Consider the following 12,953-nt stretch of genomic DNA (forward strand, 5'->3'; position numbering starts at 1 on the left):
CCGAGGCAATCACCTAAGCGATCAGGTCACGCGGAACGTTCCCGTCCCAAAAGCGCAGATTTCCCCTTGGTCCAGCCGGGCATACGCCATCGTTGTCACCGATTTGCGAGAGACGTGGACCATCTCTGCTGTCACGATAATCCGTCCCTGTTCGGCTTTAGCCACATAGTTCAGATTCAAATTCGTTGTAACGACGCTCGCTTCCGGTTTGGCGATCATCGCCAGCAGTCCCATGGCCGAATCGATCAGCGTTGCATGGACGCCGCCATGAACGATGCCGATCAAATTCAGATGATGCGGACGGATGTCCAAAGTCATAACAACCCTGTGCTCGTTCGCTTCCTCTACCTGGCAGCCGAGAAAATCGACGAACGAGCCAACCGCGGCTTGATTCCACAGCTCCAGGCGCTGCGGCAGCCCTTCTGAATCCGCTTTCATTTTATGACCTCCCGTTCTTTTGGCCGCATGTTTTCTTCTCGTCATCGGTGTACAGACTTCAAATCCAACCGGTCCTTCGCTTAATTCGCTTGCGGCGGTTTCTGGCGTTCCGCTTCTTCTTCTACGAGCTTGCGGCGCAGTACTTTACCGGCAAGCGTCTTGGGTAGACTGTCACGGAACTCGTAAACCTTCGGAACCTTGTAGACGGCCAGCTTCTCCTTGCACCAGCGCTTGATTGCATCCGCATCCTGTGCGCTGCCTTCTTTCAACACAATGTAGGCTTTGACGGTCTCGCCCCGGTACGGATCATAAATACCGGCTACGATCGCCTCCTCCACATCGGGGTGCTCGAACAGCACCTCCTCGACTTCGCGCGGGTAAATGTTGTACCCCCCAGCGATGATCAAATCCTTGCGACGATCCAGGATGTAGAAGAAACCGTCCTCATCCATCCGCCCCAAGTCTCCGGTCAGCAGCCAGCCGTCACGCAGCGTCTTGTACGTCTCCTCCGGACGATTCCAATATCCCCGCATCACCTGGGGTCCCCGGACGGCAAGCTCCCCGATCTCACCGATTGGAACCTCCTCGAGAGTGTCCGGATGCACAATCATCGCGTCGGTGTCGGGAAACGGGATGCCGATCGACCCGCTCTTCCGTGTCTCCCAAATATTGTTGGCGTGGGTAACCGGTGAAGCTTCCGTCAAACCGTAACCTTCAATCAACTTCCCTCCGGTCACTTCCTCAAACCGAGTCTGGACCTCCAACGGAAGTGGAGCTGCGCCGCTTACGCATACATTGATCGAGGATAAGTCGTACCCCGCGATGTCCTTGTGGTTAATGATGGCCACGTACATCGTTGGTGCACCGGGGAAGACCGTAGGTTTCTTAGAATGGATCGCCTGCAGCACCTGGTTGATATCAAAACGCGGCAGCAACAGTAATGTACCGCCTAAAGCCACCGATTGATTCAGTAACACCGTCATTCCAAACACATGAAAGAAAGGAAGCGCGGCCAAGTATTTCTCTTTCCCCAAGCGCGAACGGTAGAACCAAAGCTGATTCTGAATCGTGTTAGCCACCAAATTCATATGCGTCAGCATGACACCTTTGGCAAACCCCGTCGTCCCGCCGGTATACTGCAATAAGGCTAAGTCCTGTTCGGGATCGAGCTCGACATGACAAGGCTCTGGACTTCCGCTGGTCAGAAACAACGGGAAGGCCAGCAATTGGTCGGTATAGTTCAAATGAACGGCCATTCCGTCTTTCTTCGCTTTGATTGGATACAAGAGGTTCTTGGGAAACGGCAAATAATCCTTAATCGATGTTGCAATGATGTATTCCAGGGGGCACAGCTTCATCGCTGTCCTCACGCGTTCGACGAGCGGGTCGAGCGTGACCATCACGCGCGCGCCGGCATCGTTAAGCTGATGCTCCAGTTCCCTGGGCATGTATAGCGGATTTGTCATCACCGCAATGCCGCCCATCATCAAGGTTCCGTAATAAGCAATCACGGCCTGCGGACAATTGGGCAGCATGATGGCTACCCGGTCGCCCTTGCGAATGCCCAGCTTTCGCAGGGCATTCGCAAACCGGTACGTCTGTTCCAACAAAACGCGGTACGTCATTTTCTTTCCCATGAATTCCAGAGCCGTGACTTCGGGATACCGATCAGCGGAAAGTTCCAGGAAATGAGCGAGATTTTGCTTTGGATAGTCATAGGTGGGCGGTACTTCAGCGGGATAAAACTTCAGCCAAGGTTTCCTTGTCATACGCCAGCCTCCCAACCTCGCAAATTTTACACAACGTATTTCTCTGCCTGAATCACTTTGGCTGAGATTTGCCGTTTTAATGACAGCGTATTCACCGCCGAACGCTTTGTCAATTTCTTGAGGATGGATAGCTGAGTACGCAGCAGGTCCCCTTGTTCCATGTAGCTTAACACCTCTTTGGCCCAAGCTTCGATCTTACCGAATTCTTCGTGGATAAACACACTCGTCATCGCAATCGGCAGCTCCGCTTTGTCTTCACCCGCACTTGCAATGATCTTCTGCGTGCGGAGCAGCGCGCTTTCCATCGCATAAATGGCGATCATGATATCCGCCAAGTGACTCAGCACCTCTTGCTCGCGCTCTAGCTTCAGCTGATATTTCTGCACGGCCTGAGCCCCGGCCATCAGGAAGATTTTTTTGGACATGGATAGCAGGTGTGCTTCCTCCTCAAGCGTCCCTTCGAACGTCCGGCTTGGCATCGGCTCCATCAGCTCCGCTTGCAGCTTCTGGGCGGCGGGAAGCAGCGGCAGTTCACCTTTCATTGCACGTTTCACCAAGCTGCCGGGGATCAGAAGACGATTGATTTCGTTTGTGCCTTCAAAAATCCGGTTGATCCGCGAATCACGGTAAATCCGCTCGATCCGGTACTCCTGCGTAAATCCGTAACCGCCGTGGATTTGCACCCCTTCGTCCGCAACGAAATCCAACGACTCTGAACCAAATACTTTGTTGATTGAGCATTCCAGCTGATATTCGGCGATTGCCTTGGCGGATTGATAACCCACGTCGGCACTGCCGTGATCCACGTCGGCCAAACCAACGTCAAACAGGCCAGCGGTGCGGTACACCATACTTTCCAGCACGAACGTGCGCGTATTCATCTCCGCCAGCTTCTTACCGATCAGCGGGAAAGACGAGATTTTTTGCCCGAATTGGGTCCGCTCATTGGCGTATTTCGAAGCATATTCGATCGCATCTTTGGAGGAACCCAAGCATCCGGCAGCTAATTTGAAACGCCCGATGTTCAAGATGTTAAAGGCGATTAGATGGCCTTTGCCGACTTCCCATAAAAGGTTGTCAACCGGCACCTTGACGTCTTCCAAGATCAACGGGCACGTAGAGGAGCCCTTAATCCCCATCTTTTTCTCTTCCGGTCCGATGCTGACTCCCTCCATGCTCCGCTCCACGATAAATGTACTAAAGTCCGTACCGTTCACCTTGGCGTAAACGATGAATACGTCGGCGAAACCGGCGTTCGTAATAAACTGCTTGGTACCGTTCAAAATATAATGCGTTCCGTCTTCCGACAAAACCGCGGTGGTTTTGGCTCCCAGCGCATCGGAGCCCGAGGAAGGCTCTGTTAGGCAATAAGCCGCGAGCAAATCGCCTGTCGCCAGCTTCGGCAAATACTTCTGCTTCTGGGCTTCGGTTCCAAAGTACACGATCGGCAGCGTCCCGATCCCGACATGGGCCCCGGCTGAAAGTGCAAACGAGGAAGCTTTGGTCAGTCTCTCGCTGATCAGTGTCGTGCTGACCTTATCCAGCCCCATGCCCCCGTATCCCTCGGGTACGTCAGCGCCAAGCAGTCCAACCTCACCCGCTTTGCGCAGCAAATCGGCGGTCAATTCATAATTTAGATGCTCGATCTCCTCGTCCCGCGGGAGAATTTCCGTCTTCACAAATTCCTCCGTCGTCTCCCCAATCATCCGTTGCTCTTCGCTGAAGTCCTCCGGTGTGACAACCTGGGTGAAGTCAATGTCCGCGATGACAAAGCTGCCGCCTGCGATTTTCTCCATCGTTTCGTTACTCATGCGATCCTCTCCTTTATTTAATTAATGGGATGAACTTCTAATACCCCTGCCGCACCCATGCCGCCACCGATGCACATCGACACGACTCCATACCCGCCGCCCCGACGGCGCAGCTCATGAATCAACGAAATCGACAGCTTGGTACCCGTGCAGCCGAGCGGATGCCCCAGTGCGATCGCCCCGCCGTTCACGTTCACTTTGTTTTCATCCAGGCCTAACTCACGTATGACGTGCAAGCATTGGGAAGCAAACGCCTCGTTGATTTCAAACAGATCCACATCGTCCAGCGTAATGCCCGCAGCGGACAACGCTTTCGGAATGGCCTTCACCGGGCCTACGCCCATCAACTCCGGCTCTACGCCGGCCACTGCAAAGGAACGAAACGTAGCCAGCGGCTGAAGCCCAAGCGCTTCGGCCTTCTCTCGGCTCATCACCACGACGGCCGCCGCCCCATCATTCATCGGTGACGAGTTTCCAGCTGTCACGGTCCCTCCTTGCTTAAAGCTTGGTTTCAGCTTGGCTAGAGCCTCCGCGGTCGTGTCGCCCCGTACGCTTTCATCGGTGTCGAAGACAAACCGCTTCACTTTGACTTTCCCTCGCTCATCGAGACTGCGCTGCTCCGCCTCAAACGGTACGATCTCCTCCTTAAACTTGCCTTCGGCAATCGCCCGGGCGGCTTTCACATGCGAGTTCAAAGCAAAGAGGTCCTGATCCTCGCGTGAGACGCCAAACCGCTCCGCCACGCGTTCCGCCGTGTGGCCCATGGCCATATAAGCCTCCGGCAGCTCGGCAACGATCCGCGGATTCGGTGATACCTTAAAGCCGGTCATCGGCACGTGGCTCATGCTCTCCACGCCCCCGGCGATCAGCACATCCGCCTGCCCGAGCATGATCCGCTCTGCCGCGAAAGCGATGGCCTGTAATCCGGAAGAACAGAAGCGATTGATGGTTAATGCCGGCACCGTTACCGGAAACCCGGCGTATAACGCCATGATGCGCGCGAAGTTCAGCCCCTGCTCCCCTTCCGGCATCGCACAGCCGATAATGATGTCCTCAACATCCGCTTTGCTAAGGCCGGGAGCACGCTCCACTGCTGCCTCCAACACGATCTTGCCCAAATCGTCGGCGCGTGTTTGGGTCAAGCTGCCCTTCTTGGCTCTACCCACCGCCGTTCGGGCTGTCGATACGATCACAGCTTCTTTCATCGTCTACTCACTCTCCCCCTCATTTAGTTCCGCAGCGGTTTTCCTTTTCTCAGCATGTGCTGCATGCGCTGACGTGTCTTCGGCTCGCCGCATAAGCTCAGGAATGCTTCGCGTTCCAGATCAAGCATGTATTGCTCCGTCACATACGTTCCCGCCGGCACGTCGCCGCCAGCAAGCACATGGGCCAGCTTGTTAGCGATCAGCAGATCGTGGTCGCTGATGTACCCGCCCTCATGCATGCCAAGTGCGCCCAGCTGGAGCACCGCTTTCCCTTCGGAGCCGACGACGCGGAACTTCGTTTCGGGAATCGGCTCATACCCGCTTCCCGCCAGCTTCAGGACGGCTTTCTTCGCCTCATAGATCGTATGGTCGGGATTCAGCACGACCCGGTCGGAAGGTTTAAGCAGACCTAGCCGTTTAGCATCATGGCCACTGGTTGAGACGGTGGCGGTACCCACCGTTTGGAAATAATGATTGAGATAAGGCTGCAAGTCGGCTTCGGCAAGGGAAACCTGATGGCTGGCCCGCAGCGCCAATTCCTTGCAGCCTCCGCCTGCCGGAATCAGGCCGACGCCGACCTCAACGAGCCCGTAATACGTTTCGGCCGTGGCAATGACCTGATCGGCCGGCATACATGCCTCTACTCCACCGCCCAATGTCATGCGATGCGGTGCGGCGATTACCGGCTTCTCGAACCGCTTCAACCGGTACATCGTGTTCTGGAACAGTCGTATAATGTCGTCGACTTCATCCCATTCCTCATCCTGCGCTTCCATCAAGAGCAACATCAGATTGGCGCCAACGCAGAAATTACGCCCTTGATTGGCTATGACTAGACCTTGGAAGTTATCCCTTACTTCGTCCATGCTGTGCGAGATCATCTGCAAAATATCCGCGCCGATCGCATTGTTCGGCGAATGGAACTCTAGGCAAGCTACGCCGTCGCCGAGGTCGATTAGACTGGCGCCGCTGTTGCTGCGAACAACTTTGTTCTGCGACTTCAGATCGCGAAGCGAAATTTGTTCCTGCGGGAGCTGAACGGGGGTATACCCGCCAACTGCGGCTTGAAAGAGGGAGCCGCCGTCTTTCTTATAGAACGAGGTATTCCCTTCGGCGATCCAATTTTTAACCCAAGCCGGCACCGTCAGCCCTTCTGCTTCCATTTTCTCAACCGAGCGGACCAAACCGATGGCATCCCATGTTTCGAACGGCCCTAACTCCCAGTTGAAACCCCATTTCATCGCCTCGTCTATTTCGCGTATGCTGTCTGCGATTTCGCCCATCTTGGCGGCGGAATAGATCAACACCTGCTTGAGTACGTCCCAGGCTAACTGCGAGTAGCGGTCTTGGGCACCGAGCAACGCTTTTGTTTTGGCAGCCGCGCCTTTCGCCAGCTTAGCGGCCTCCAAGGAAGCCGACGCCACCTTGCGCTGCGGGCCGTAGTCCATTGTCTGGAGGTTCAGAGACAAGATCTCACTCCCCCGTTCCCCTTTGATTTTCCGGTAAAACCCTTGCCCGCTCTTCTCACCCAGCCAACCGCGGGATACCATCTGCTTGAGCGACTCCGGCGCGGCAAACACCACCTTCTCCGCCTCGTCCTTCACGTTCGCGTACACGTTATCGGCCACATGAAGGAACGTATCCAAACCGACCAGATCCAAGGTACGGAAGGTCGCGCTCTTCGGGCGTCCCATCGCCGGTCCGGTGACAGCGTCCACCTCTTCGACGGTGTACCCCTTCTCCTCCATCTCGCGCAAAGTAACCAGCAGCCCGTAAGTGCCAATCCGGTTGGCGATGAAGTTTGGCGTATCCTTGGCGAGTACGACCGTTTTGCCCAACGTGCGCTCGCAGAAACGGCTTAAGTCTTGAATCAGCTCCGGATCGGTCATTTGTCCGGGGATGATCTCCAGCAGCTTCATATACCGCGGCGGATTAAAGAAATGAGTGCCGAGAAAATGACTCCGGAACTCCTCGGACCGCCCTTCCGTCATCGCGTTGATCGAAATGCCCGACGTGTTCGAGCTGACGATCGTTCCCGGCTTCCAGTGACGTTCCACCTGGGTGAGCAGCTTCTGCTTGACCTCGAGATTCTCGACGACAACCTCGATCACCCAATCCACATCGGCGATAAGTGCGAGGTGATCCTCCAGGTTGCCAGGCGTAATCCGCTCAGCGAAAGCGTTGTCATATAGCGGGGCAGGTTTCGTCTTGAAGAGGCCGGCGATCGCCGCCGTTGCTAGGCGATTACGTACGGACGGATGATCGAGCGTAAGTCCTGCGGCCATCTCCGCGTCGGTTAACCGCTGCGGGACGATGTCAAGCAGCAGGCAAGAGATGCCTGCGTTAGCCAACTGGGCGGCGATGCCGGAGCCCATGATACCGGAGCCGATTACGGCTGCTTTCCGGATCCGTTTGTTCATTTGATCTACCTCCTATGACATTGGAATTTCATTGCGATAATACGGGGACCGGCTCGGCTGCCTGTTCGCCAAACACCGAGAGCTCCAGGATTTCTGCGATGTCTCTTGCCTTTACCTGGCCGTCCACTTCCTTCAATTTCGTACCGTCCTCCAGCATCGTCAGGCAGTATGGGCAGGCACTGCTAATCATGCTGGGGCGGACCTCCAGCGCTTGCTCCGTTCGGGCGAGGTTGATCCGTTTACCGGCGTTTTCCTCCATCCACATCAGCCCCCCGCCGGCGCCGCAGCACATCCCGTTCTCCCGCGACCGAGCCATCTCGACCAGTTCCACGCCGGGAACTGCCCTCAGCACCTCACGAGGTGCGTCGTAGACACCGTTATACCGCCCGAGATAACAAGAATCGTGGTAGGCGATCCGCTCGCTCACCCGGTGGGCCGGCTTCAACCGCCCCTCACGGATTAGCTGCTCGAGCAGCTGCGTATGATGCAGCACTTCCACCTCCTCCAAACCGAATTCGGGATATTCGTTTTTCAACGTATTAAATGTGTGCGGGCAAGCGGTGACGATTTTGCGTACCCCATACCGTTGGAACGTCGCAATGTTCTCCTGGCACAACTGCTGGAACAGAAGCTCATTGCCCATCCGGCGGGGCGTGTCCCCGGAGTTTCGCTCCTCATTGCCGAGGATGGCGAAATTGACTCCAGCTTCGTTCAGCAGCCGAACGAACGCCTGCGTCACTTTACGGCTGCGCAGATCATAGGAGCCCATCGAGCCGACGAAAAACAAGTATTCGAAAGACGGATTATCCTTGACGGTCGGCACGGGAATGCCCTCCAGCTCGCCGGTCCAGGCCGCGCGGTCACTCCGGCTGATGCCCCAGGGATTGCTTTGGCGTTCAATGTTTTGCAATGCGCGCTGCCCTTCTGCGGGTACGCTGCCCTGCATCAGAACGAGATGGCGGCGCAGGTCGACGATCTTGTCGACGTGTTCATTACCAACCGGGCATTGATCCTCGCAATTGCGGCAAGTCGTACAAGCCCAGATCTCCTCCTCGGTCATGACATCGCCGACCAGTTCGAGATCGGTTACCGCTTTGCCCTGGGCGATCGGTTGCCAGGTCGCCTTCTGCCAATCCAGCGTCGGACGGATATCCGTGATGCCCGAAGCGCGGCTCCAGGCTGGTACAACTGCGTCCCCTGCACCCGCCGCTACGGTATGGACGCTGGCGGAGCCGAACACATTCGCCGGCACCCAAGGCGATTTACCTGTTACCGCAGCGCCCTTCTCGGTGAGATGATCACGCAGCTTCGTGATCAGATGCATCGGCGACAGCGTTTTGCCGGTGCTGGCCGCGGGGCATACACTGGTGCAACGGCCGCATTCCACACAAGCGTAGAAGTCGAGCATTTGCTTTTGCGTGAAGTCTTCGATGTTGCCAACGCCGAAGCTTTCTGCTTCTTCGTCTTCAAGGTTCAAGCTCTGCAGTTGGCCATGCGGTTCCCGGCGGCGCAGCCAAATATTGAGGGGTGCGGTGATGAGATGGAAGTGCTTCGACTGTGGCACATAGACGAGAAAGGTAAGTAAGATCAATAAGTGCAGCCACCAGAACACATAGAAGACGACTTCCGCAGTGGCGGCAGGCAAACCGGCGAACACGGCGGCGATGCCCGAGGATACAGGACTGTACCAAGAAAATTCAAGCCCCATCCATACGCGTTCGAAAGCTAGCGACAACAGAACCGAAGCCATCAGAGAGTAAATAAAAATCACGACGATGCCGGGTTTCCAACCTTTCTTCAAACGGGGAAGCTTTTCGATATAACGACGGTAAGCGGCGTAACCCATGGCGATCAGAATCGCCAGCGCGGTGAACTCCTGGAACCACCCGAACAGATCATAGGCGGGCAGCGGAAGATGACCTCCGCGCGACAATCCCTTGACGATCAAATCGATCGCCCCGAACTGCAGCACGATAAATCCGTAGAACACAACTATGTGCATCAACCCGCTTTTGCGGTCCTTGAGCAGCTTCTTCTGCCCAAACACTTGCGACCAGAACTCGCCTTGGGCGCCTCCCCGCCTTGCTCGGAAATCGATCGGTCGGCCGAGCCGTAGATAAAGGAATCGGCGGAATACCGCTTGGTAGAACAAATACACGGCGTATCCTGTGACAGCGGCGAACAGTAACGCGTTCAGCGTTAACCAAAACGTGATCATGATTCGCACGTCCCTCCTTTTGGATAACTCTTTGTCATTGGATCGAGTAGTGTTCCTGAATGGTTTGTTCAGATCGTTGTTGGATGGTTGTTCATGGTTGGGGGTTAGTTGTTGCGACTGCGATGAGTTCTAGAGTAGGACAACTGTGGTAAGCGTTTACAAATTGGAATTTAATTAAAATCTTAAGGATTCAACCTTGACAACCAAGGTGTTGTTCCCCTAAGATTAAGAAAATGAATGACGGTTCATTCAGCTGTTTTAAATTTTAACATTGAGGTGGCCCGATGACAAGTAGGAAACAGGAAAAATTTGAAATGATTTTGGATGGGGCGGAAAAAGTCATTGCGGAGAACGGGTTTCACGGCTCCCAGGTGTCCAAAATTGCCAAGGAAGCCGGCGTTGCGGACGGTACGATTTATTTATATTTCAAAAATAAGGAAGATATCCTGATTTCCCTCTTCCAGGATCGGCTGGGCAAGCTCGTCGAGTTGTTCCATCAGAGCATTCGCGAAACGAACACGGCCGAGGAAGCGTTACGAAAGGTATGCGAAATTCATTTCACCCATCTGGAACAGAACGTGCATTTTGCATATGTGACTCAAATTGAGTTGCGCCAAAGCTCCCTCGAGCTGCGCAAAGCGATCGGCGTTGCCGTGAAGCCCTATATCACCCTAATCGAGCATATCCTGAAAAGAGGGATCGAAGAAGGCGCGTTCCGCACCAACCTGGATACGAAGCTTTCTCGGCAGTTGATTTTCGGAGCGCTGGACGAGGTCGTCACCTCCTGGCTTATTTCAGGCATGAAGTACTCCCTTACGGGTCAGGTGGAGAACACCGTAGACTTTTTTCTGCGTGCAATTAAGAAATAACCCTCCGCAAACTCGGTTTTCAGTTTCTGTTTTGCCTCATTCTACTTTTACCTTGAAAGGAGATGGCAAGCATGCAACATGTGGTTGTAATTCTGAAACAAACCTTCGACACGGAGGAAAAAATCGTGATCACCGACGGAAAGGTCAGTGAGGACGGGGTTAAGTTCGTAATCAATCCTTATGACGAATACGCGGTAGAGGAAGCTTTGCGCCTGAAAGAGGCACATGGCGTTTCGGTAACGGTCGTGTCGGCCGGACCGGACCGAGCGGCGGAAGCGCTGCGCACCGCGTTAGCGATGGGCGCTGACGAGGCTGTCCGGATCGCCACGGAGGCGATTCATACGGACGAATACGGGATTTCCCGTCTGCTCGCCGCTTTCCTGCAAACGCAAAGTTATGACCTCATCCTGGGCGGTAACTTCTCGGTTGACAATGGGGCCGGTCAAGTCGCCGTGCGACTCGCAAAGCTGCTTGATCTCCCTCACGTCTCGTCGATTACCGAGCTCACCGTGAATGGAGAGCAAGCCACCGTCGTGCGGGATGCTGAAGGCGATGCTGAAACGCTCGAAGTGAAACTGCCCGCCTTATTGACGGCGCAACAAGGATTAAATGAACCTCGTTATCCCTCCCTTCCCGGAATTATGAAAGCGAAGAAGAAGCCGTTCCGCGAGTTATCCTTGACCGATCTTGGACTAAACGAAGACGAGATTACGCCAAAAACGCAGCGACTTGGAATCTCCTTGCCGCCGGCACGCCAAGCCGGCAAGCTGATATCCGGCACACCGGGCGAGCAAGTGGAGGAATTGGTTCGGTTGCTGCGCTCCGAAGCGAAGGTCATTTAAATCATAAGGAGGCGTTAATCATGAGTAAATCGTACGTGGTGATCGTCGAGACAAAGGAAGGGAAACTTCGCCAGGTTTCTTTGGAAGCGCTTCACGCCGCCAATCTGTTGCGGGAGGATGGCGATCACCTCTCGGCTGTACTGCTTGGTCACCAATTGGATGACGCGGCCGCTGAGCTGGCTCGTTATATCGAGGGCCAACTGCTGGTAATCGATCATGCCGAACTCCATACCTATCAGCCAGAGCTGGCCTTCGAAGCGGTGATACAAGCGTTGAACGCACTGCCGGATGAACCGAAACTGATTCTGCTTGGGCATACGGCCATCGGCCGAGATCTCGCCCCCCAGCTCGCCGCTCGGCTTGCCTGCGGGCAAGTCTCTGACGTTACAGCTATTCATAAAGACGGGAACCGCATTACATTTACACGTCCGTTATACGCTGGCAAAGCCTTTGAACAAACCATTCTGACTGACGGCACCGGAGTCGTAACTCTTCGTCCCAACAACCTCGCCCCCGCTGCCCCAGCCGCTGCTGCAGGCACAATCGTACCGCTGGAGTTCACTCCGCCTTCGACACTGCAAACCATCCTTAAAGACGTAGTGCGCAAGGTGTCCGGCAAGGTCGATCTCACCGAGGCAAAGATCGTTGTATCCGGAGGCCGCGGAGTCAAGAGTGCTGTAGGTTTTAAGGTGTTGGAAGAACTAGCGGACTGCCTCGGCGGAGCTGTCGGCGCTTCACGCGGCGCCTGCGATGCAGGTTACTGCGATTACGCGCTGCAGATCGGCCAGACCGGCAAGGTGGTCACTCCAGAAATTTACATCGCCTGCGGGATCAGCGGTGCGATCCAACATTTGGCTGGTATGAGCCAGTCGCGGATCATCATCGCCATCAACAAGGACCCTGAGGCGCCGATCTTCAAGGTAGCGGACTACGGGATCGTCGGGGATTTGTTCGAAGTCGTCCCTTTGCTTACCGAGCAATTCAAGGAGGTCTTCGCTGAACGCACCTCCTAAGATACGAATGCCTGCATCTTCCGATGCAGGCATTTTTCAACGTTTGGAGTTATTGGAACATTTGAAAAAATGACCGCAGCACCTTGCCAAAGCTGCCCGTTCTAGTGCGGACTTTTCGCGGACGTTCAGAAACGCCTCTCCTCCCAAAGCATAGGGGTCCGCCAGGTCTTTTCAATACCTGATGAAACTCCTGGATCTCTCTTTCCCTCCGGTAAAACTCCTCGTAATTCATAGGACAACCTCCTTGCCTGTCGGGCGGTTGCATCTGCCCTTCTGGATATTTCCATTATCTTCTTCAAAAGCAGGAAGAAAAAGAGTATACTATTCCAAAGTCATTTCCCCTTTTGTGTACAAAAATGAAAAGCGGG

General features: G+C 54.9%; 9 protein-coding genes. 3 read left to right on the forward strand and 6 right to left on the reverse strand.

Annotation, left to right across the window (positions count from 1 at the left end):
* Positions 1-21: 21 nt before the first annotated feature.
* The 6 genes from M0651_RS14580 to M0651_RS14605 form a co-directional block, all read right to left on the reverse strand.
* Positions 22-438 carry a PaaI family thioesterase gene (locus tag M0651_RS14580; protein WP_248552475.1) on the reverse strand — a complete coding sequence of 139 codons (417 nt, stop codon included), beginning with the start codon at positions 436-438 and terminating at the stop codon, positions 22-24.
* Between the two features lie 80 nt (positions 439-518).
* Positions 519-2,207, reverse strand: coding sequence for an AMP-binding protein (locus M0651_RS14585; RefSeq protein WP_248552476.1), 1,689 nt, complete (start codon positions 2,205-2,207; stop codon positions 519-521).
* 26 nt (positions 2,208-2,233) lie between these two features.
* Positions 2,234-4,018, reverse strand: coding sequence for an acyl-CoA dehydrogenase FadE (locus M0651_RS14590; RefSeq protein WP_248552477.1), 1,785 nt, complete (start codon positions 4,016-4,018; stop codon positions 2,234-2,236).
* A 17-nt stretch (positions 4,019-4,035) separates the two neighbouring features.
* Complete coding sequence (locus M0651_RS14595; RefSeq protein WP_248552478.1) at positions 4,036-5,223, reverse strand: acetyl-CoA C-acyltransferase; 1,188 nt, start codon at positions 5,221-5,223, stop codon at positions 4,036-4,038.
* Positions 5,224-5,246: 23 nt separating this feature from the next.
* Positions 5,247-7,643, reverse strand: a complete 2,397-nt coding sequence (locus M0651_RS14600; RefSeq protein ID WP_248552479.1) for a 3-hydroxyacyl-CoA dehydrogenase/enoyl-CoA hydratase family protein — start codon at positions 7,641-7,643, stop codon at positions 5,247-5,249.
* Between the two features lie 28 nt (positions 7,644-7,671).
* Positions 7,672-9,861: a (Fe-S)-binding protein gene (locus tag M0651_RS14605; protein ID WP_248552480.1), complete on the reverse strand. Its 2,190-nt coding sequence runs from the start codon at positions 9,859-9,861 to the stop codon at positions 7,672-7,674.
* A gap of 284 nt (positions 9,862-10,145) precedes the next feature.
* Between M0651_RS14605 and fadR the strand changes: the two genes are divergently transcribed.
* The 3 genes from fadR to M0651_RS14620 all read left to right on the forward strand — a co-directional run bounded on the left by fadR (position 10,146) and on the right by M0651_RS14620 (position 12,585).
* On the forward strand, positions 10,146-10,730 hold the full coding sequence (fadR, locus tag M0651_RS14610; RefSeq protein ID WP_248552481.1) for a fatty acid metabolism transcriptional regulator FadR: 585 nt from the start codon (positions 10,146-10,148) through the stop codon (positions 10,728-10,730).
* A 71-nt stretch (positions 10,731-10,801) separates the two neighbouring features.
* Positions 10,802-11,572 (forward strand): electron transfer flavoprotein subunit beta/FixA family protein, encoded by a 771-nt coding sequence (locus tag M0651_RS14615; protein ID WP_248552482.1) that lies wholly within the window; start codon positions 10,802-10,804, stop codon positions 11,570-11,572.
* A 20-nt stretch (positions 11,573-11,592) separates the two neighbouring features.
* The gene (locus tag M0651_RS14620; RefSeq protein WP_248552483.1) at positions 11,593-12,585 is read left to right on the forward strand and encodes an electron transfer flavoprotein subunit alpha/FixB family protein; all 993 of its coding nucleotides are present in this window, start codon (positions 11,593-11,595) and stop codon (positions 12,583-12,585) included.
* Positions 12,586-12,953 lie beyond the last annotated feature (368 nt).

This window comes from Paenibacillus mellifer (assembly GCF_023195895.1).
Classification (GTDB): Bacteria; Bacillota; Bacilli; order Paenibacillales; family Paenibacillaceae; genus Fontibacillus; species Fontibacillus mellifer.

Excerpts from the sequence above, each read along its gene's own strand:
- M0651_RS14580 (WP_248552475.1), bottom strand. The coding sequence starts at position 438 with ATGAAAGCGGATTCAGAAGGGCTGCCGCAGCGCCTGGAGCTGTGGAAT.
- M0651_RS14585 (WP_248552476.1), bottom strand. The coding sequence starts at position 2,207 with ATGACAAGGAAACCTTGGCTGAAGTTTTATCCCGCTGAAGTACCGCCC.
- M0651_RS14590 (WP_248552477.1), bottom strand. The coding sequence starts at position 4,018 with ATGAGTAACGAAACGATGGAGAAAATCGCAGGCGGCAGCTTTGTCATC.
- M0651_RS14595 (WP_248552478.1), bottom strand. The coding sequence starts at position 5,223 with ATGAAAGAAGCTGTGATCGTATCGACAGCCCGAACGGCGGTGGGTAGA.
- M0651_RS14600 (WP_248552479.1), bottom strand. The coding sequence starts at position 7,643 with ATGAACAAACGGATCCGGAAAGCAGCCGTAATCGGCTCCGGTATCATG.
- M0651_RS14605 (WP_248552480.1), bottom strand. The coding sequence starts at position 9,861 with ATGATCACGTTTTGGTTAACGCTGAACGCGTTACTGTTCGCCGCTGTC.
- fadR (WP_248552481.1), top strand. The coding sequence starts at position 10,146 with ATGACAAGTAGGAAACAGGAAAAATTTGAAATGATTTTGGATGGGGCG.
- M0651_RS14615 (WP_248552482.1), top strand. The coding sequence starts at position 10,802 with ATGCAACATGTGGTTGTAATTCTGAAACAAACCTTCGACACGGAGGAA.
- M0651_RS14620 (WP_248552483.1), top strand. The coding sequence starts at position 11,593 with ATGAGTAAATCGTACGTGGTGATCGTCGAGACAAAGGAAGGGAAACTT.